Source organism: Streptomyces aureus (genome assembly GCF_000725495.1).
Taxonomy (GTDB): Bacteria; Actinomycetota; Actinomycetes; order Streptomycetales; family Streptomycetaceae; genus Streptomyces; species Streptomyces aureus_B.
In genome coordinates, this window is the sequence record NZ_KL647042.1 from 14,158 (window position 1) to 33,666 (window position 19,509).

19 protein-coding genes are annotated in these 19,509 nt (G+C 72.8%); 6 read left to right on the top strand and 13 right to left on the bottom strand.

Annotation, left to right across the window (positions count from 1 at the left end):
- Positions 1-453: a DUF6314 family protein gene (locus tag IO36_RS41210; RefSeq protein ID WP_037628344.1), complete on the top strand. Its 453-nt coding sequence runs from the start codon at positions 1-3 to the stop codon at positions 451-453.
- Positions 454-524: 71 nt separating this feature from the next.
- Here the strand turns inward: IO36_RS41210 and IO36_RS41215 are convergent, their stop codons facing one another.
- Positions 525-1,118: a histidine phosphatase family protein gene (locus IO36_RS41215; RefSeq protein WP_037628345.1), complete on the bottom strand. Its 594-nt coding sequence runs from the start codon at positions 1,116-1,118 to the stop codon at positions 525-527.
- Positions 1,119-1,305: 187 nt separating this feature from the next.
- Positions 1,306-2,742 (bottom strand): aminotransferase-like domain-containing protein, encoded by a 1,437-nt coding sequence (locus tag IO36_RS41220; protein WP_078943776.1) that lies wholly within the window; start codon positions 2,740-2,742, stop codon positions 1,306-1,308.
- Here IO36_RS41220 and IO36_RS41225 point away from each other — a divergent pair.
- Together IO36_RS41225 and IO36_RS41230 are read left to right on the top strand one after the other, a co-directional pair.
- On the top strand, positions 2,741-3,697 hold the full coding sequence (locus IO36_RS41225; RefSeq protein WP_037628347.1) for a DMT family transporter: 957 nt from the start codon (positions 2,741-2,743) through the stop codon (positions 3,695-3,697). The two genes, IO36_RS41220 and IO36_RS41225, sit on opposite strands and share 2 nt — an antisense overlap.
- A 91-nt stretch (positions 3,698-3,788) precedes the next feature.
- Positions 3,789-3,998: a DUF1918 domain-containing protein gene (locus tag IO36_RS41230; RefSeq protein WP_037628348.1), complete on the top strand. Its 210-nt coding sequence runs from the start codon at positions 3,789-3,791 to the stop codon at positions 3,996-3,998.
- Positions 3,999-4,036: 38 nt separating this feature from the next.
- On the opposite strand, the gene IO36_RS41235 is transcribed toward IO36_RS41230, so the two are convergent.
- The gene (locus tag IO36_RS41235; protein WP_037628349.1) at positions 4,037-5,284 is read right to left on the bottom strand and encodes a glycoside hydrolase family 10-like protein; all 1,248 of its coding nucleotides are present in this window, start codon (positions 5,282-5,284) and stop codon (positions 4,037-4,039) included.
- A gap of 168 nt (positions 5,285-5,452) precedes the next feature.
- Here IO36_RS41235 and IO36_RS41240 point away from each other — a divergent pair, with 168 nt between their 5' ends.
- On the top strand, positions 5,453-6,313 hold the full coding sequence (locus tag IO36_RS41240) for a 3-hydroxybutyryl-CoA dehydrogenase (protein ID WP_209441352.1): 861 nt from the start codon (positions 5,453-5,455) through the stop codon (positions 6,311-6,313).
- 208 nt (positions 6,314-6,521) lie between these two features.
- The gene (locus IO36_RS41245) at positions 6,522-6,779 is read left to right on the top strand and encodes a hypothetical protein (RefSeq protein ID WP_037628352.1); all 258 of its coding nucleotides are present in this window, start codon (positions 6,522-6,524) and stop codon (positions 6,777-6,779) included.
- Positions 6,780-6,802: 23 nt separating this feature from the next.
- On the opposite strand, the gene IO36_RS41250 is transcribed toward IO36_RS41245, so the two are convergent.
- The 10 genes from IO36_RS41250 to infC all read right to left on the bottom strand — a co-directional run bounded on the left by IO36_RS41250 (position 6,803) and on the right by infC (position 18,703).
- Positions 6,803-7,348, bottom strand: a complete 546-nt coding sequence (locus IO36_RS41250) for an NUDIX hydrolase (protein WP_037628353.1) — start codon at positions 7,346-7,348, stop codon at positions 6,803-6,805.
- A 187-nt stretch (positions 7,349-7,535) separates the two neighbouring features.
- Positions 7,536-8,876, bottom strand: coding sequence for an NsdA family TPR-like regulatory protein (locus IO36_RS41255; RefSeq protein ID WP_037628354.1), 1,341 nt, complete (start codon positions 8,874-8,876; stop codon positions 7,536-7,538).
- A gap of 431 nt (positions 8,877-9,307) precedes the next feature.
- Entirely contained in the window at positions 9,308-10,261 is a 954-nt protein-coding gene (locus IO36_RS41260; RefSeq protein ID WP_107065939.1) for a PP2C family protein-serine/threonine phosphatase, read from the bottom strand.
- 873 nt (positions 10,262-11,134) lie between these two features.
- Positions 11,135-13,639 (bottom strand): phenylalanine--tRNA ligase subunit beta, encoded by a 2,505-nt coding sequence (gene pheT / locus IO36_RS41270; protein ID WP_037628359.1) that lies wholly within the window; start codon positions 13,637-13,639, stop codon positions 11,135-11,137.
- On the bottom strand, positions 13,639-14,766 hold the full coding sequence (pheS, locus tag IO36_RS41275) for a phenylalanine--tRNA ligase subunit alpha (RefSeq protein ID WP_037628360.1): 1,128 nt from the start codon (positions 14,764-14,766) through the stop codon (positions 13,639-13,641). Before pheS ends, pheT begins: the two co-directional genes overlap by 1 nt.
- A gap of 182 nt (positions 14,767-14,948) precedes the next feature.
- On the bottom strand, positions 14,949-16,127 hold the full coding sequence (locus IO36_RS41280) for a sensor histidine kinase (RefSeq protein WP_037628361.1): 1,179 nt from the start codon (positions 16,125-16,127) through the stop codon (positions 14,949-14,951).
- 53 nt (positions 16,128-16,180) lie between these two features.
- On the bottom strand, positions 16,181-17,041 hold the full coding sequence (locus IO36_RS41285; protein ID WP_037628362.1) for a TrmH family RNA methyltransferase: 861 nt from the start codon (positions 17,039-17,041) through the stop codon (positions 16,181-16,183).
- 180 nt (positions 17,042-17,221) lie between these two features.
- Complete coding sequence (rplT, locus tag IO36_RS41290; protein ID WP_037628363.1) at positions 17,222-17,605, bottom strand: 50S ribosomal protein L20; 384 nt, start codon at positions 17,603-17,605, stop codon at positions 17,222-17,224.
- Positions 17,606-17,699: 94 nt separating this feature from the next.
- Entirely contained in the window at positions 17,700-17,894 is a 195-nt protein-coding gene (gene rpmI, locus IO36_RS41295; RefSeq protein WP_006374321.1) for a 50S ribosomal protein L35, read from the bottom strand.
- A gap of 107 nt (positions 17,895-18,001) precedes the next feature.
- Complete coding sequence (gene infC / locus IO36_RS41300; RefSeq protein ID WP_245173674.1) at positions 18,002-18,703, bottom strand: translation initiation factor IF-3; 702 nt, start codon at positions 18,701-18,703, stop codon at positions 18,002-18,004.
- Between the two features lie 416 nt (positions 18,704-19,119).
- On the opposite strand from infC, the gene IO36_RS41305 reads away from it, so the two are divergent.
- Positions 19,120-19,476 carry a DUF1844 domain-containing protein gene (locus IO36_RS41305; RefSeq protein WP_037628367.1) on the top strand — a complete coding sequence of 119 codons (357 nt, stop codon included), beginning with the start codon at positions 19,120-19,122 and terminating at the stop codon, positions 19,474-19,476.
- The last annotated feature ends 33 nt before the right edge of the window (positions 19,477-19,509 follow it).

Consider the following 19,509-nt stretch of genomic DNA (forward strand, 5'->3'; position numbering starts at 1 on the left):
ATGGGTGGGTTCTGGCCGGTGGAGGACGTCCTGGCGTATCTGGGCGGCGCCTGGCGCGTGGAGCGCTCGGTGCGGGACCTCGCGAGCGGCGCCGAGGGGCGGTTCACCGGCATGACGGTGTTCGATCCCCTCGAGGGCTCCGGGCTGCTGCACCGGGAGTCGGGCACGTTCGTGTGGCAGGGCGTCGCGCGGCCCGCCGAGCGGACGCTGCGGTTCCTTCCCGGCGACGGCCCGGGGAGGGCTCTGGTCCGGTTCGCCGACGGCCGCCCCTTCCACGACCTGGACCTCACGAGCGGGCACTGGGTCACCGACCACCCGTGTTCGGCGGACCTCTACCGGGGCGAGTTCACCGTCCGGGACGAGCACCACTGGCGGTCGCTCTGGCGGGTGCGGGGGCCCGCGAAGGACCTGGTGCTCACCACCGACTACACACGACAGGCCACCGCCGGCTGACCCGCGTCCAGCCGCCACTGCCCGACACGCACCCGTCCGCCGCCGCCCGACCCGCGTCCGGCCGCCGTCGGCTACACGCGGCCGACCTGGGCCGGCGCGCCGTCGACGCGCAGGTTCCAGCGGCCCGCCCGGCCCGTCACGGTGATCGCCGACAGGGGGCGGACGTCGATGTTCCAGTAGGTCGAGGGCGGTGCCTTGAGCGCGTAGACCAGCGCGGCCCGGACGACCGAGGGTTCGGCGACCGCGACGATGCTGCCGCCGTCCTCCCCGGGCCGGGTGTCGAGCCAGGCACCGACCCGGGCGATGAAGGCCAGCAGGCTCTCACCGCCGTGGGGCGTGGAGCGGGGATCGGACAGCCAGGAGTCCACGGCCTCGGGCTCGCGGGCCATGGCCTCGCCCAGGGTGAACCCCCGCCACCGGCCCATGTCGCAGTCACGCAGGGCGAGCTGGACGAGGGGGGCGTAACCGAGGACGTCGCCGGTGGCCCGGCTGCGGGGTGTCGGCGCGCAGTAGCGCAGCTCGGCCGCGGCCAGCGGCAGCAGCCCGGCGGCGGCGCGCTGCGCTTCCTCCCATCCCGCCTGGTCCAGCGGCCGGTCGTCCTCGAAGCGCTCCGCCAGCAGCGCGGAGCTGCGTGCCGCGGCGACGAACGTGACCCGAAGATGCATGCGCAGATCGTGGAGCGCCCGCCTCCACAGGTCAAGGGTGTCACGCAGAGTATCCGAATATTCACTGCGGCATCAGCCACCGGCCTGTGCCCCGGCTGTGCGGCGTTCCCGGGTCCGGTCCTCGGGCGGGTACGGCCGGGGCGGCTCCCCCCGGGGGCGGGGTGTCGCGGAGTCCGCGCGCGTCCGGTCAGGTCCGCACCTCGTCGTACGCCTCGGCCAGCCGCCGTACGCCCTCCGTGATCTCCTCGGTGCCCGCCACCGCCGCGAAACTCAACCGGAGCTGCGCGGCCGGGGGTTCGGCGCTGTAGTAGGGGCGGCCCGGGGTCACGGCCACGCCCGCGCGCAGGGCGGCCGCGGTGAACGCGGACTCGTCGGTGCCGTCGGGCAGCCGCGCCCACAGGTGGTAGCCGCCGAACGGGACGTGGGGCAGGGCGAGTTCGGGCAGCCGCAGTCGCAGGGCCGCGGTCATGGTGTCGCGCCGGGCCTTCAACTCGGCCGAAACCGTACGCAGATGACGCGGCCAGGCGGGCGAGCCGACGAGTTCGAGGGCGGCCTCCTGGAGCGGGCGCGGCACGAAGAAGGTGTCGACGACCTGGATGGCCCGCAGCCGTTCCAGCACCGGACCGCGCGCGGCCAGGGCGCTGACCCTGAAACTCGGCGAGGTGGCCTTGGTCAGCGAGCCGACGTGCACCACGACTCCGTCGGGGTCCTCGGCGGCCAGCGGACGCGGGAGCGGCGGGGCGTCCTCGTGGACCAGGCGGCGTACGAAGTCGTCCTCGACGACGAAGGCCCCGGCTTCCCGCGCGATGCGGAGCACCTCGCCACGCCGCTCGGGCGCGAGCACGGCACCGGTCGGGTTCTGGAACAGCGGCTGGCAGACGAAGACCCGGGCGCCGGTCGCCCGGAAGGCGTCGGCCAGGAGGTCGGGCTTGACCCCGTCGGGGTCGACCGGGACGGGGACGGGGCGCAGCCCGGCGGCGCGGGCGATGGCGAGCATGCCCGGATACGTGGGCGACTCGACCAGGACCGGGGCGCCGGGCGGCGCGAGGGCGCGCAGGGCGGTCGTGAGGGCGGTCTGGCCGCCCGCCGCGACCAGGACGTCGGCGGCGCCGATCGCCCCGCCGATGCCCCGGGCGAACCACTCGCGCAGTTCGGGCAGTCCCTCCATGGGCGGCCGGGACCACGCGCCGGGGCGGCGGCCCGCCCGGGAGAGGGCCGCGCCCATGGCCCGCTCCGGCTGGAGCGAGGGGTGCAGATAGCCGCCGTTGAACTCGACGACGCCGGGAGGCGGCGCGGCGAGGGAGACCAGTACGCCGGAGGCGTCCACGGTGCGGGGGACGGCCTCGGCCGCGGCGTCCGCACTGAGGGCGATCTCCTGCCACGAGGTGTCCCCGGTGGACGCGACGCCCGGCCGGGGTCGGGCGCGGAAGGCGCCGGCGCCCGGCCGGGTGACCACCAGGCCCTCCGCGGCGAGCTGGGCCAGCGCTCGCGACACGGTCACCGGACTCACGCGGAACCGCTCGACCAGGACCCGGCTGGACGGCAGCTTTCCACCCGGAGAGTAGCGGTCGAGCTCTTTTCTCAGACTGTTCGCCAGGTCACCCACACTGCTACGCTCTTGCATGAGAGCACAGAGTAGCGCTATCGATCGGACCGGGATAGCGGTCCGCACCGGCGCCGAGTCCCCCGCCACCACGGCCGCCCCGAGCCCCGCTCCGGCGGACCGCCGCTCGGGCACGCTTCTGGCGGCCCTCGGGGTCACCGCCTTCTCCCTCACGTTCCCCGCGACCGCCTGGGGCCTCGAAGGGTTCGGCCCCTGGTCGCTGGTGACCGTGCGCTGCGTCCTCGCCGCGGTCCTCGCGGGCGGCTGTCTGCTGGCGCTGAAGATCCCCAGGCCCGCCCGTCGGCATCTGCCGGGGCTCGCCGTGGTCGCCGCCGGTGTGGTCCTCGGCTTCCCGCTGCTGACGACCCTCGCCCTGCGGTCCTCGACCACGGCCCACGCCGCCGTCGTCGTCGGGCTGCTGCCGCTGACGACGGCGCTGTTCTCGGCGCTGCGCACCGGCGCCCGGCCCTCGCGGACGTTCTGGGTCGCGGCCTGCGCGGGTGCGGCGGCGGTGATCGCGTTCACCGTGCAGCAGAGCGGCGGTGCCCTGACCGGTGCGGACGCCTATCTGTTCGGGGCCCTGCTGATCTGCGCGGCGGGCTACACCGAGGGCGGCCGGCTGGCCCGGGTGATGCCGGGCTGGCAGGTCATCGGCTGGGCCCTGGTCCTGTGCCTGCCGCTGAGCGTTCCGGGCGCGCTGCTCGCGCTGTCGTACGAGCCGGTGCATCTGACGGCGCACGGCGTGGCCGGGCTGCTGTGGGTCGCGGCCGGTTCGCAGTTCCTCGGCCTGGTCGTCTGGTACCGGGGCATGGCGTCGATCGGGATCCCGAAGGCCAGCCAGTTGCAGCTCGCCCAGCCGCTGCTCACACTGGTGTGGTCGGTACTGCTCCTGGGCGAGCGGCTCACCCCGCCGGCGCCCCTGACGGCGGCCGCCGTCCTCGTCTGCATCGCTCTGACCCAGCGGGCACGGGGCTGACCCGCACGCACCGGCCCGGGCGGCCGGCGCCCCGGGCCCTGACCCCAGGACCGCGGACCGCCGCTCCCGTACAGACGAGGAGACCGTTCAGATGCACGCAAGCAAGGGCGACAAGCTGGTGCAGCACGGCAGGACCGTCGGCCAGCACGACAAGGTCGCGGAGATCACCGAGGTCATGGGCGCGGAAGGCGCTCCCCCCTACCGCGTGCGGTTCGAGGACGGTCACGAGGCAGTGTGCCTGCCGGGCCCGGACTCCGAGATCCGCCACGGTGACATGCCGCGGCGGGACATGCCGCGGTAGGACGACGACAGCACGGCCGGACGGACGCCGGCGGGCTCTCAGCGCGGGGGCTTCGCCGGCTGCCGGTAGTGGTCGGCGACGACGCGTGCCATCGCGCCGATGCGGTCGGCGCCGGCCTCCGAGGCCGCGAAGAAGACGTGCCCGCGCACTTCGGGGTGGCTGCGGGCGAGGGTGAGGTGCCGGGAGAGTTCGGCCGGGTCCTGCCAGGCCGGGGGCTGCGCCGGGTCGCCCGCCTTGTACAGCGCCTCACCCGCGTACAGCTGCACGCCCGTACCCCGGGCGACCCGCGCCCACCAGGGGAGCAGCTTCGCGTAGTCGGCGGCGGGGAAGCCGATGTTCCAGTACAGCTGGGGGCAGATGTAGTCGATCCAGTGCTCCCGGACCCATTTCCTGGTGTCCGCGTACAGGTCGTCGTAGGTCTGGACGCCGGCCCGGGTCGGTGAGCCGAGCGGGTCGGTCGAGGCGTTGCGCCAGACGCCGAAGGGGCTGATCCCGAAGCGGACCCCGGGGCGGGCCTGCTTGACGCCCGCCGCCATCTCCAGCACCAGCCGGTCGATGTTGTGGCGCCGCCAGGCCGCCCTGCTTCCGAAGCCCGCGCCGTGCTCGGCGTACGCCGCGTCGTCGTCGAAGCGCTCGCCGCGCACCGGGTACGGATAGAAGTAGTCGTCCCAGTGGACGCCGTCGACGGGATACCGGCGCACCGCGTCCAGCATCGCCGCGCGGACGAACGTGCGGACCGCCGGCAGTCCGGGGTTGTAGTAGAGCTTGCCGCCGTACGGCACGGTCCAGCCCGGATGGAGTCGCGCGGGGTGCGTGGGGGCGAGCTTCCGGGGGTCCGGCTGTCCGGAGACGCGGTACGGGTTGAACCAGGCGTGCAGTTCCAGGCCGCGGGCGTGGGCCTCGCGCACCGCGGTGCCCAGCGGGTCCCAGCCGGGGTCCTTGCCCTGGACGCCGGTCAGGTAGCGGGACCACGGCTCGTAGGGCGAGGGCCACAGCGCGTCGGCCGCGGGACGGACCTGGAAGAACACCGCGTTGAGACGCAGACGCACCGCCGTGTCCAGACGGCCGAGGAGTTCGGCGCGCTGGCGTGCGGGGCTCAGACCCGTACGGGAGGGCCAGTCGCGGTTGGAGGCGGTCGCCAGCCACATGCCCCGCAGGGCACGGGGAGCCGCCGCCCGGTCCGGCGCGGCCTCCTTCCGGGCGGCCGTGGCATCGCCCGGCGCGGCGAGGCCCGACAGTGTCGCGAGCGCGGCCGCGGTGAACGCCCTGCGTGGCAGTCGCCCCATACCTGTACCCCCTACGTTGCGAAGTCGTCCGGTCACGGAACGTATCGCGCTCCAGCATGCACCACCCCGACGATCGATCATCGATACTTGGGGGTAACGTGCACGTTCGGAGCAGGGACCGAACAACGGACGACCTGCCGGGCCGTGCAGATCAGCGAAGGGGACGATGTGACCGACATCGAACGCGTCGGAGTGGTGGGCTGCGGCCAGATGGGAGCGGGCATCGCCGAGGTGTGCGCCCGCGCCGGACTGGACGTGAAGGTCGCCGAGACCACCGGCGAGGCCCTGGAGATCGGCCGCACCCGGCTCTTCTCCTCCCTGGCCAAGGCGGCCGAGCGCGGGAAGATCACCGAGGACGAGCTCAAGGCCACCCAGGACCGGCTGAGCTTCACCACGGACCTCGGCGAGTTCGCCGACCGCGACCTGGTGATCGAGGCCGTCGTCGAGAACGAGCAGGTGAAGACCGAGATCTTCCAGGTGCTCGACCAGGTGGTGACCCGGCCGGACGCGATCCTGGCCTCCAACACCTCCTCGATCCCGCTGGTGAAGCTGGCCGTCGCGACCTCGCGGCCCGACCAGGTCATCGGCATCCACTTCTTCAACCCGGCCCCGGTGCAGCAGCTCGTCGAGCTGATCCCGGCGCTGACCACCTCCGAGGGCACCGTCGGCCGCGCCCAGCTGTTCGCCGAGAAGACGCTCGGCAAGCAGGCGATCCGCGCCCAGGACCGCTCGGGCTTCGTCGTCAACGCGCTGCTGATCCCGTACCTGCTGTCCGCGATCCGGATGTTCGAGTCGGGCATGGCGAGCCGCGAGGACATCGACAACGGCATGGAGATGGGCTGCGCCCACCCCATGGGCCCGCTCAAGCTGTCCGACCTGATCGGTCTCGACACGGTGGCCTCGGTCGCGTACTCGATGTACGAGGAGTACAAGGAGCCGCTGTACGCCGCTCCCCCGCTGCTCCAGCGCATGGTCGACGCCGGCCGCCTCGGCCGCAAGACCGGCTCGGGCTTCTACACCTACCGCTGACCGGCCGGACGCGGGCCGAACGCCCGCTCCGCGCACGGCGGTTCGCGGGCCCGGCACCGTTCTCGGTGCCGGGCCCGCGGCGTTCACACGGCGTGTGCGCACCGGGCCCGCATATGCCCGGCGCACACGCTCCCCGCGCGCCCACCAGGCGAGTTGACTTTCCGTGCACAGACACAGGGATGTGCCGACCACGGAAAGGAGCGGACTCGTGACCGCCGACCCCGAGCATCCCTCGGCACCGAAGGAGATCGCGGAGTTACGCCGGTCGCTCGAAGTGGGGTTCACCCGCATCGAGGGCGGACTGGCGCTGCTCACCCAGCGCGACGACCAGACGGCCAAGGACCTCGACGACCTCAGCACCCGGATCGTCGCCCTCGAACACACCCGCTGGCCCCTGCCCACCGTCGCCGTCGTCGCGGCCGTGGGCGCACTGGCCGTCGCGGTCTGGCAGGCCCTCGGCCACTAGGCGTCCGGGACGCGGAGGGCCGGTCAGGGCAACACGTCCTGTCCGAGCCTGAGATGGTGCAGGAGGAGCAGTGCGGCCGCCATGTTGGCGGCCGGGACCTCACCGCGGGCGACCATGTCGGGGACGAGTTTCAGGGAGACCCATTCCCGGCGGTCGGACTCGAAGTCGTCCACGGGGTGTCCGATGTACGCGCCCTCGTCCGCCCAGTAGATGTGGTGCCGGGCGTCGGTGAGCCCGTTGGAGGGCTCGACACTCATCAGATGCCGCAGGGGTCCCGGCCGCCACCCGGTCTCCTCCTCGAGTTCGCGGGCCGCCGCCACGGCGATGTCCTCGCCGTCCTCCACGACGCCCGCCGGGAGTTCCCACCCCCAGCTGTCGGTGATGAAGCGGTGCCGCCACAGGAGCAGCACCTCGTTGGCCTCGTTCACCACCGTGGCGACGGCGACGGGCCGCAGCCGTATCAGGAAGTGATCGAGATGCCGCCCGTCCGGCAGCTCCACATCTGCGAGATTGACGCTGAACCAGCGGTTTTCATAGACAGTTTGTTCGTTCTGTTTCGTCCACTGCACGGTTCTGCCACCTTCCGCCGAGTGAAGGCAATATCGCAGCAGCGACGTCCCGACAGCAGGGCTCACTGGGGTCGGGGCGCAGCACGACGGCGGCGGACACCGACGGGCACGCAGGTGCCCGCGTTCCGGCGGCGCCCGCCCCCGGGCGCCTCGGCTCGGCGTGGGAAACGGCTCGTCCGGCGGGTTCCTACAGCGGTACGCGCAGTGCGCCGTCGATGAGTTCGGCCGCCTCGGTGGTACCCGCGCAGCCGCTGCGCACCAGGTGCTCGCGTACCGCGCGCAGTCTGTCGCGCAGCCGCTGGGACTCCATCCCGCGCGCCTGCTCCGCCATCTGCACGGCCGTCGCGACCGCCTTGTCGGCGTTGCCCTGGCGCAGTTCGATCTGGCTGAGCATGGCCAGCCGGTGCACGCGCCCCCGGTCGTGCGCCGGCGTGTCCACCGCTGCCGCCGCGTGCTCCGCGGCGGCGACCAGGTCGCCGAGGCTGAGCAGCGCCTCCGCCACCTGTACGTTGACCAGTCCCGGCTGGACATAGCCGGTCTCGTCGGGTTCGTAACCGCGCCGGATGCGCTCGGCGGCCTGCTCGGCACGCCGTATGCAGGACAGCGCGCTGCTGCCGTCGCCGAGGTGCGCGTACGCCTTGGCCTGCATGGCGTAGAGATCGGAGGCGAGCGCCGGGGTGATGTGGCGTCCCGCGGCCCGCAGCGCGGCCTCGGCGAACGCGACCGCCTGCCGGTACTCGCGCATGAACAGCGACTGGTTGACCAGCAGCGCTATCACGTACGCCCCGAGTCCCCGGTCGTTGCTGGCCTTCGCCAGCCGCAGCGCCTGGTGGAAGTAGCGCTGGGCCAGTCCGTGCGCGTCGGAGTCGTAGGCGCAGATGCCGGCGATGGCCACCAGGCCGCCGGTCGCCCGGTGGAGCTGGCGGCCGGTGGCGTCGGTGTAGCTGCCCCGCAGCAGGGGCGCTGTCTCGGAGTTGAGGAAGCCGACGATCCGAGTGCGGGTCGCCATGCCCCCGGCCTTGCGGTACATCTGCTCGTAGTGGGCCCGGGCCGCGCGCAGCATCTCGATGTCGGCCATGCTCACCCGGTGGCGGCCGCCGCGGGAGACGTCCACGTCCTCGGGCGGGTTCTCCCACTCCCACACCGGCATCACGGCGGGGGTTCCGGTGACGGCCGGGGCGCCGAGGATGTGCGGGCGCTGCTGTTCGTCGGAGCGCCACAGCGCGGTGGCCCGCTCGACGAAGCCGGAGAGCGAGCCGGCGTGCGGGGAGGAGGGCTCTCCGGGGACCCCGAGGCCGATGTCGTCGAGCGTGACCGGCCGGTGCAGCCGCCCGGCGAGCACCTCGCAGATCAGGTCGGGCACCTGGCCGCGCGGCCGCTGGCCCTTCAGCCACCGTGCCACGGCGGTGTGTTCGTAACGCAGGGCGAGACCGCGGGCCCGTCCCGCCTGGTTGACGTGGGCGGCGAGTCCCGCGTGCGAGATGCCCGCCTCGTCGAGGATCGCGTCGAGCAGGGTGTTGGGCTGCATGGGAGGCCCCCCGAGTGGCTCGTGGCCGACGGCGTGCGGTCCGGCGGGCCGCGCCCGACCGCATCAGAGAGAGTAGTGCGTCCCCTTTCACACGGGGTGTGTTGGGAATGCCCGTATCCGCACGGTGCGCGCGCTGTCGCGGAGGGTTTCGCACCGGTTGACTGATATGCCTCGCAAGAGGCCGGCCGGGCCGCCGGCTCCCCCTCGTACAGTGCGGCGGCCCGCTCCGCGCCGTCCGCCCGGCCGCCTGCCCGACACTCCGTGGCCGGGCGGACGGCAGAGCCGGTCGGCCGGGGCGACCACGGGACTGCGGTCGTCCGGGCGCGGGTCCCGTGGCCGGTCGTCCCCCGGAACGCGAGGGAGCGCGGGCCGCCCCCGGCGGCGCTCACCGAAGGCCCGGCCGGACACCCGGCACGGGGCCTGGGGCGACCTCATCCCGGCACGTGCCGGGAGACCCGTCCCGGGTTCAGGGCGCGGGGCCGGCGGTCGTTGTGCAGCACCAGGACGGCCACGTCGTCGTCGGGGCGGCCGCCGGTGTGGCGCAGCAGGCCGGTGAACACCGCGCCGAGCACGGCCTGCGGAACGACCGGCCCGTCGCGGACGGCCGCCGCGAGCGCGGGGAGCAGCGGGAAGAACCGGCCCCGGGCGTCCCGCGCGTCCTCGGCGCCGTCGGTGTGCAGGAAGAGCCCCTCGCCGGGCCGGAGCCGGCCGCAGTGCTTCGCGGGCAGACACGCGGGCAGCGGGAACGGTCCGAGCGGCGGCATCGGTTCGGCCCGGACGAGCGGGCGGACACGGCCCCGGGCGAGCAGGTACGGCCAGGGGTGGCCGCAATTGAGGGCGTGCACCTCGCCGTCCCCGCGGATCTCCAGCAGCAGGACGGTGACGAACTCCTCGGCGGACCGGCCGTCGGGATCGGTCTCCGCGGAGGGCTGTCCGGCCCGGTCCCGGTCGCAGAGGTGCCGGGCCAGGGCCCGTTCGAGTCGTCTGAGGACGCCGCCGAGTTCGGCCTCGTCGTGGGCCGCCTCGCGGAACGCGCCGAGGACGGCGGCGACGGTGCCGATGGCCGCCAGGCCGTGTCCGCGGACGTCCCCCATCACGACCCGCACGCCGTGTTCGGTGGCGATCGCCTCGTACAGATCGCCGCCGATGCTCGCGCCGTGGTCCGCGGAGAGCTGGGCCGCGGCGAAGTCCAGTCCGTCGATCCGCGGGGGCAGCGGGCGCAGCAGGACGGCCTGCGCGGCTCCGGCGACCTTGCGGATCTGTTTGAGCTCGCGCAGGAGGGTTCTTCTGACGTGGAGTATGAGACCGGCGCCGACCGCGAAGAAGACCGCGCTGGTGACGATGCGGGCGCCGAGCCCGTTCTGCTGCGCGAGCGGGCAGGCCATCTTGTACGAGATCGCCAGCGCGCCCCAGACCGCGGGCAGCGCCAGGTTCACCGCCCGGCGCAGCGGCGGCCTGCCGGGGCCGCGCGGGACCCGGCGTCCGGGGCCGCCGCGGGTGCGGCGGCCGCAGGTCTCACGGGTGAACCGGAGCCGGGATCCCCGGCCGCGCACCGCCCGGTCGAATCCCGCCCTCAGCCGGTCCCGTCGGCGCCGCGGTCCGAGGACCGCCCTGGCCGGGTTCCGCGAATGCGTCCGGAGCGTCGCCCGTCGGGGAGCCCCAGCCTTGATACGGATCATGCCGATTGGCCCCCCAATAGGCACGGACAGCGCAGACGGCCTCGGAGAGACCGCTCCGATTCTGTCGCCGCCCGGACCGGCCCTGCCGGATCACCCGGACATGTCACCCGAATGAGTGAGGTGTCTTCGCACGCCCGCATTTATGCAGGCAGGAGCGGTGCAGGCCCCGATCTGACCCGGCGAGACCCCGGACCCCGCCCCGCCGAAGCCGCTGCCCCGAACCCGGGGGCCCGGGCAGGACACCCCGGCGGAACCGGGCCCCCGCCGCCGGAAAACCTGCCCGGCCGCCCACCGGGAACCGGCCCCGAGGACCCGCCCGACCGTCGCCGAAACCCGGGCCTCCGGACCCGGCAGACCCCGCACGACCGCCCGGCGAGGCCGGGACCGTGACCCGCCGGACCTCGAACAAACCCCCGACGAGACCCGCGCTCCGGGCTCGACGGCGCCCGGCCCCGGATCGAGTGGAACCCGGGATCCCGGCCCGGTTGCCCCCGGAAACGGGAACGGGGAACCGGGCGGCCCGGCCGCGGAGTCGTCCGCGGCCGGGTGCCCGGTTCCCCGGGTGAGCTGATGGAGCCGTCAGGCTCCGCGCAGCACTGCTCCCGTGCGCTCCGTCGCCAGCGCCACCGCCGCGTCACGGGCCGCCGAGGCCTCGTCCACGGTCAGCGTGCGGTCGGCGGCACGGAACCGCAGCGCGTAGGCGAGGGACTTCTTGTCCGCGCCGAGCTGCTCGCTCTCGTACTCGTCGAACAGCCGGATGGACTCGAGGAGTTCACCCGCGCCCTCGTGCAGCGCCGCCTCGACGTCCGCGTGCGGGACGCTCTTGTCGACGACCAGGGCGACGTCCTGCGTGGCGACCGGGAAGGTCGAGATCTTCGGGCCCTTGGGGTGGCCCGAGCTCGCCCGCTCCAGCAGGTCCAGGTCCAGCTCCATCGCGCAGGTGCGCGCGGGCAGCCCCAGGGTCTTCAGGACACCGGGGTGCAGCTCGCCGGCGTACCCGACGACCTGCTCCGCACCGTCCACGACGACCGCGAGCTCGGCACAGCGGCCCGGGTGCCACGGACCGTACTGGCCGGAGCGGACGAGGAGTTCGGTCCCCGACTCGCGGGCCAGGATGCGCGCGGCCTCGATCGCGTCGGCCCAGTCGGCCGGGCGGCCCTTGCCCCACCAGCCGGCCTGCTCGCGGGCGCCCGCGAGGACGACGGCGGCGTGCCGGGGCTGGAGGGGAAGCGCGGCGGTCAGGGACGCGATCTCCTCGTCGGTGGGACGGCGGTCGACGGGCAGCCGCCCGGCGACGCGCAGTTCGTCCTGCGGGTGGAAGACCAGACCGGTCTCGAAGAGCGCCAGGTCGTGGCTGCCGCGTCCGTCGTTGCGGCGCAGGGCACCGAGCAGGCCCGGCAGCAGCGTGGTGCGCAGCGCCGGCTCCTCGTCGGAGAGCGGGTTGACCAGCTTGACGACCTTGCGCTTCGGGTCGTCGGCGGCGAGGCCGAACTGGTCGAAGACGTGCTCCCCGATGAACGGGTAGTTCGGCGCCTCGACGTATCCGGCGCCGGCCAGCGCGCGGCCGACGCGGCGGTGCAGCCGCTGCCGGTCGGTGAGGCCGAGGCCCGCCGGGGGCTTGGGCAGGGTGGAGGGCAGGTTCTCGTAGCCCTCGAGCCGGATGACCTCTTCCGCGAGGTCGTTCGGGTCGGTCAGGTCGGGCCGCCAGGACGGCACGGTGACGATCAGCTCGTCCTGGCCGTACACGTCGCAGCCGACCTGCTGGAGGCGGCGGACGACGGTCTCGCGGCCGTAGGGCACACCGGCCACCTTGTCCGGGTGGTCGGCCGGGATGGTGATGGTGTGCGGCGCGGACGGCGCGATCACCTCGGTGACCCCGGCGTCGGCGGTGCCGCCGGCGAGGAGCACGAGGAGGTCGACGGTCCGCTGGGCCGCGGCCGAGGTGGCGGCCGGGTCGGCGCCGCGCTCGAAGCGCTTGGAGGCCTCGGAGGACAGCTTGTGCCGGCGGGCCGTGCGCGCGATCGAGATCGGGTCGAAGTGCGCGGCCTCGACGACGACCTCGGTCGTGGTGCCCTCGGTGTCGTCGATCTCGGTGTGGGCGCCGCCCATGACGCCCGCGAGGCCGATGGGGCCGCGGTCGTCGGTGATCACCAGGTCGCCGGCGTCGAGCGTGCGCTTGACGCCGTCCAGGGTGGTGAGCTTCTCGCCCTGCTCGGCCCGGCGCACGCCGATCGTGCCCTCGACCCGGTTGCGGTCGTAGGCGTGCAGGGGCTGGCCGAGCTCCAGCATCACGTAGTTGGTGACGTCGACGGCGAGCGAGACCGGGCGCATGCCGGCCTTCTGCAGCCGGCGGCGCAGCCAGATCGGGGACTGGGCGTCGGGGTCGAGCCCGGTCACCGTGCGCGCGGTGAAGCGGTCGCAGCCGATCGGGTCGGCGACCCGCACCGGGTGACCGAACGCGTTCGGGGCCGGCACGTCGAGCAGCGCGGGGTCGCGGAGCGGCAGACCGTAGGCGATGGCGGCCTCGCGGGCCACACCGCGCATCGACAGGGCGTAGCCGCGGTCGGGGGTGACCGCGATGTCGAGGACCTCGTCGACGAGCTGGAGCAGCTCGATCGCGTCGGTGCCGGGCTCCATCTCCGGCGGCAGCACGATGATGCCGCCGCTGCCGTCGTCGCCCATGCCCAGCTCGTCGCCGGAGCAGATCATGCCGTGCGAGGTCCTGCCGTACGTCTTGCGCGCGGCGATCGCGAAGTCGCCGGGCAGGACGGCGCCGGGCAGGACCACGACGACCTTGTCGCCGACGGCGAAGTTGCGGGCGCCGCAGACGATCTCCTGGGGCTCACCGGTGCCGTTGGCGGTGCCGACGTCGACGGTGCAGAAGCGGATGGGCTTCTTGAAGCCCTCCAGCTCCTCGATGGTGAGCACCTGGCCGACGACCAGGGGACCCTTGAGGTCGGCGCCGAGCTGCTCGACCCTCTCGACCTCGAGCCCTGCCGAAATGAGCTTGGCCTGGACGTCGCGCCCGGTCTCCGTCGCCGGCAGGTCGACGTACTCCCGCAGCCAAGAAAGCGGGACCCGCATCAGATCTCCATCCCGAACGGCCGGGTGAACCGGACGTCACCCTCGACCATGTCTCGCATGTCTTCAACGCTGTGACGGAACATCAGCATCCGCTCGATGCCGAACCCGAAGGCGAATCCGCTGTACTTCTCCGGGTCGACGCCACAGGCGACGAGCACCCGCGGGTTGACCATGCCGCAGCCGCCGAGCTCGATCCAGCCCTCGGAGGAGCAGGTCCGGCACGGGCGGTCGGGGTTGCCGACGGACTCGCCCTTGCAGACGTAGCAGAGCATGTCCATCTCGGCGGACGGCTCGGTGAAGGGGAAGTAGTTCGGGCGCAGCCGGGTCTTCATGTCCGAGCCGAAGAGCGACTGGACCATGTGGTCCAGGGTGCCCTTGAGGTCGGCCATGGTCAGGCCCTCGTCGACGGCCAGCAGTTCGATCTGGTGGAAGACCGGGGTGTGCGTGGCGTCGAGCTCGTCCGTGCGGTAGACGCGGCCGGGGCACACGACGTAGACGGGCGGCTCGCGGTCGAGCAGGGCGCGGGCCTGCACCGGCGAGGTGTGGGTGCGCAGCACGACACCGGACTCGTCGCCGTGGGTGCCCTCGGGGCCCTGGACGAAGAAGGTGTCCTGCATCTGCCGGGCCGGGTGGTCGGGCGTGAAGTTCAGGGCGTCGAAGTTGAACCACTCCGCCTCGACCTCGGGGCCCTCGGCGATCTCGTACCCCATGGACACGAAGACGTCCGCGACCCGCTCCATCATGGTGGTGAGCGGGTGCCGGGCGCCGGCCGGTACACGGTCGTACGGCAGGGTGACGTCGACCGCCTCCTCGACCAGTACGCGGGCGTCCCGCTCGGCCTCCAGTTCGCCCTGGCGGGCGGCGAGGGCCTTGTTCACGGCGCCCCGGGCCTGGCCGACGAGCTTGCCGGCCGCGGCCTTGGCCTGCGGGGGCAGTGCGCCGATCTCGCGGTTGGCGAGCGCCAGCGGGGAGGTGCCGCCGGTGTGGGCGACCTTGGCCTCCTGGAGCGCGTCGAGGTCACCGGCGGCGGCGAAGGCGGCGAGCGCCTCGTCCCGCATGCGCTCGATCTCTTCCGGTTTCAAGGCCTCGACCTCTACAGGGTCGTACGACTTATTAGGTGCCGACATCTCTTCCCGTGCTTCCGGTTGGCTGGCTGAGGGTCCCCGTCATCGACTCGGAGACGAATCGTCCGCAGATGCGTGGACGCAAAGGTGCCAAAGGCCGAGTCTATCGGGGGTCGGGGCCCGACCAGGACGGGGCGTCCCGGCGGTGTGCCCGTGCGAAGGAGCCCGTGGGGGCCGCTGCGGCGCTAGAGGAGATACGCCGGGGTGCCCACGGGCAGCGTAAATCGGAACTCGGCGCCGCCGCCGGGGGCGCGGCCGACCGTGATGGAGCCGCCGTGGGCTTCGACGATGCCCTTGACGATGTAGAGCCCGAGACCGGTGCCGCCGCGCTTGCTGCCCCGCCAGAAGCGGGTGAAGACGCGGTTCATGGACTCCTCCGGGATTCCGGTGCCCTCGTCGCTCACGGTGACCGACGTGACGGCGTTCGCCGTGCCCTCCTCGTCCGGCCGCTCGCGCGGGGAGGTGGAGGGTGCCACGTCGATGGTGACGGTTCCCTCGCCGTGGCGCACCGCATTTTCGATCAGGTTGCTGAGGACCTGGTCGATCTTGTCGGGGTCGGCCCACAGGGCGGGCAGCGGCTGCTCGATGCGCAGCAGGAAGCGGTCGGCGGGCTGGCCGGAGGCGACGTAGGCCTGGATGTGGCGGCCGACGGCGGCGCCGATGTCGACGGGCTGGCGGCGCACCTCGAGGCGGCCGGAGTCGATGCGGGAGATGTCGAGGAGCTCGGCGATGAGCCGGGTGACCCGGTTGGCGTCGGCGTCGACGGTCTCCAGCATCAGTTTCTTCTGGTCGTCGGTGAACCGTTCCCATTTGGCGAGCAGGGTCGCGGTGAAGCCCTTGACGGAGGTGAGCGGGGAGCGCAGTTCGTGGGCGACCGTGGCGATCAGTTCGGCGTGGCTGCGCTCGGTGCGCCGGCGGGCCTCGGTGTCGCGCAGACACACGACGACCCGGCGGACCGGTCCGGTGGGGTGGGTGCGCACATAGCGCGCGGAGACGAGGATCTCGCGTCCGCCGGGGAGCAGCAGGTTCCGCTCGGGCTGGCCGTTGCGGATGGCCAGCCCGCCGTAGGGGTCGGTCAGCTGCCACCAGCGGCGGCCCTCGAGGTCCTCCAGCGGGAGGGCGGCGTCGAGGCGGCGGCCGAGGGCCTCGGCGGCGGGGGTCGCGGTGATCCGGGCGGCGGCGGCGTTGAAGCAGACGACCCGGCCGTGTTCGTCGGCGACGACGATCCCGTCGGGCAGGTCGTCGGGGTCTATGCCGAGTCCGGGGCCGGCTGCGGTGGCGGGGTCCTCAGGCCGGGACGCGGAGGGGCCGCGCGCGTCTCGCGCTCGCAGCGCGCTCTGGGCTCCGCCCGTGCCGACACTCATCCCCGTACCCCACCTCTCGTCTGGCGCAGAGGGCCCCCGGGCCCGTCACCCTACTAGCTGCCGGTGACGGAGCGGCACCCTGTGGAGGCGCGCTGTGCACGGGCTGACGCGTAGAGACATACGGCCGCGGCCGTGGCCAGGTTCAGGCTCTCGGCCTTTCCGTGGATCGGAACGCGCACGACGGCGTCGGCCAGCGCTCGGGTCTCCTCCGGGAGCCCCCATGCCTCGTTGCCGAAGACCCAGGCGGTGGGGCCGCCCATGGTGCCCTGGTCGAGTTCGTCGTCGAGGTCGTCCTCCCCGGCGCCGTCGGCGGCGAGGATGCGGACGCCGGCGTCCTTGAGTCCGGCCACGGCCCGCTCGACGGGCACGCCGACGGCGACGGGCAGATGGAACAGGGATCCGACGGAGGCGCGGACGGACTTGGGGTTGTACAGGTCGACGGACGCGTCGGTGAGGACCACGGCGTCGGCGCCGGCGGCGTCCGCGCAGCGGAGAACGGTCCCGGCGTTCCCGGGGTCGCGGACGTGGGCGAGCACGGCGACGAGCCGGGGTCCGGCGGCGAGGATGTCCTCGAAGGGGGTGTCGAGGAAGCGGCAGATCCCGACGAGGCCCTGCGGGGTGACGGTGGTGGAGATGTCGGCGATGACCTGCTCGTCGGCGAGGTGCACCCGGGCGCCGACCCGGCGGGCGTCGTCGACGATGTCGGCGTAGCGCTCCGCGGCCTCGACGGTGGCGAACAGTTCCACGAGCGTGGGGTCGCCGTCGGCGCGGTGCGCGGCGGCCTCCCGGACGGCCTGCGGTCCCTCGGCGAGGAACAGCCGCTCCTTGCCCCGGAAGTTCCGCCGGGCGAGCCGTCGCGCGGCGGAGACACGCGGCGAGCGCGGAGAGATCAGCTCGGGGCTGGCGGAGGACATGTTCTGGTTCACCTTCGATAGCTGGGGACAACTGCAACCCCCTGGGGGCGCGGGGAACTGCGCGATCAACCCCCACCGGCCGGCACCCGGCCAAACAGCCGCAGGGGGGCGTCAGCAGCGAAGGACCCGCAGGAGAAACCTGCGGGTCCTTCGGTCACGTCGGCTGAAGCCAGCGCAGCGTCACGCGGCCTTCGGCGCGTTGACGTCCGCGGGGAGGGCCTTCTGCGCGACCTCGACGAGCGCGGCGAACGCGTTGGCGTCGTTGACGGCCAGCTCCGCGAGGATCTTGCGGTCCACCTCGATGTTGGCGGCCTTCAGACCCTGGATGAGGCGGTTGTACGTCATGCCGTTCTGGCGGGCCGCAGCGTTGATGCGCTGGATCCACAGCTGACGGAAGTCGCCCTTGCGCTTCTTGCGGTCGTTGTAGTTGTAGACCAGCGAGTGGGTGACCTGCTCCTTGGCCTTGCGGTACAGGCGCGAACGCTGACCGCGGTAGCCGGAGGCCGCCTCGAGGATCGCCCGGCGCTTCTTGTGGGCGTTGACTGCCCGCTTGACGCGTGCCACTTTTTAACTCCTTGTAGCGGGGCCGTGGTTGGACTCACACGGCCCGAAATCGATTGGGTCCCGGATCAGACGAACGGCGCTGGGCGCCGGTACGTCACTTGCCGAGAAGCTTCTTGATCTTCGCGGCGTCGCCCGGGGCCATCTCGGCGGTGCCGGTGAGACGGCGCGTCACGCGGGACGACTTGTGCTCGAGCAGGTGGCGCTTGCCGGCGCGCTCACGGAGCACCTTGCCGGAGCCGGTGATCTTGAAGCGCTTGCTGGCACCGCTGTGCGACTTGTTCTTCGGCATAGCGCCGTTCTCTCCTCGTCAGTGGCGTTCCGGTGCCCGGTCGCGGGACCGGGCACGGGTGGAACGTCATATGTATCGATTGACATCCCGGGGCGGGGGCCCTGGGATCAGGCCTCGGCTGACGCCTCGGCCGGGGTCTCGGCCGGCTCGGCCTCGGCGGGCGCGCCACCGGCGGCACCCTCCTCGGCGGCGTTCTGCGAGCGGCCGGGGTTGGCCTTCGCATCCGCCTTGCGAGCCGCCTGAGCCTCACGGGCCTCGGCCATCGCCTCGGTCTTCTTCTTGTGCGGACCGAGAACCATGATCATGTTTCGGCCGTCCTGCTTCGGGTTCGACTCGATGAACCCGAGGTCCTCGACGTCCGTGGCGAGACGCTGCAGCAGTCGGTAGCCGAGCTCCGGCCGGGACTGCTCGCGACCACGGAACATGATCGTGATCTTGACCTTGTCGCCCTGCTTGAGGAACCGGACGACGTGACCCTTTTTGGTGTCGTAGTCGTGCGGGTCGATCTTCGGCCGGAGCTTCATTTCCTTGATGACCGTGTGCGCCTGGTTCTTGCGCGCCTCACGGGCCTTCATGGCCGACTCGTACTTGAACTTGCCGTAGTCCATGAGCTTGCAGACGGGCGGGCGAGCGCTCGCCGCCACCTCGACCAGGTCGAGGTCGTATTCCTGAGCAAGCTCAAGGGCCTTGGCAAGCGGAACAATCCCGACCTGCTCGCCGCTGGGACCGACAAGTCGCACTTCGGGAACGCGAATCCGGTCGTTGATGCGGGGCTCGGTGCTGATGGATCCTCCTCGGTAGCACCACACGGCGGTCTGGCGGACAGCCGCGTATGTCTCTGATGACATGGTGACCAACCGCCGTGGGGCATGAAAAATGCCCCGGACGGGACACAGGCGGGGCTCCATGGAACAACCGGAGACACCGCCGCGTTCAACCGCGGGGCGCACATTCGGGCGACTCCATCGTCCGTACGGAACGATGGCGGCCGCCTGACCGGATGACCCGCCGTCCTGGAGGACGGTCAGGTGGGAGATCGGAGCCTCCACTTGTGGGCCGAGCACATACGTGTCCGGCCGGTCGTTACACAAGGTTAGCAGTTCCGCCGGGTACGCGCTAACCGGAGGCTTCCTCACCGCCGCTCGCGGGGGCGGGGCACCCCTCCCCACCGGCCCGGAGGCTCCCGTGGACGGGGCCGCGCGCGCCGGGGCCTATCGTGTGGGGCATGAGTGACACCCCTCCCCAGAACCCCGACTTCGACACCATGACCCGGGACATCGCCGAGGTCCCCGCCGTCGAGGTCATCGTGACGGTCGCCGTCAACCTGATGAGCGCCGCAGCCGTGAAGCTCGGTCTCACCGAGGAGGGCGACGAGCACAAGGACCTGGACGAGGCCCGCAAGCTGGTCACCGCGCTCGCCGGTCTCCTCGACGCGAGCGCGACCGAGATCAGCTCCTTCCACGCGGCGCCCCTGCGCGACGGCCTGAAGTCCCTCCAGCTGGCCTTCCGCGAGGCGTCCCTCGTCCCGGACGAGCCGGGCCAGGGCCCGGGCGAGAAGTACACGGGCCCCGTCTACGGCTGACCCGTGCCCGTCCGCACGACGGACACGGACCCT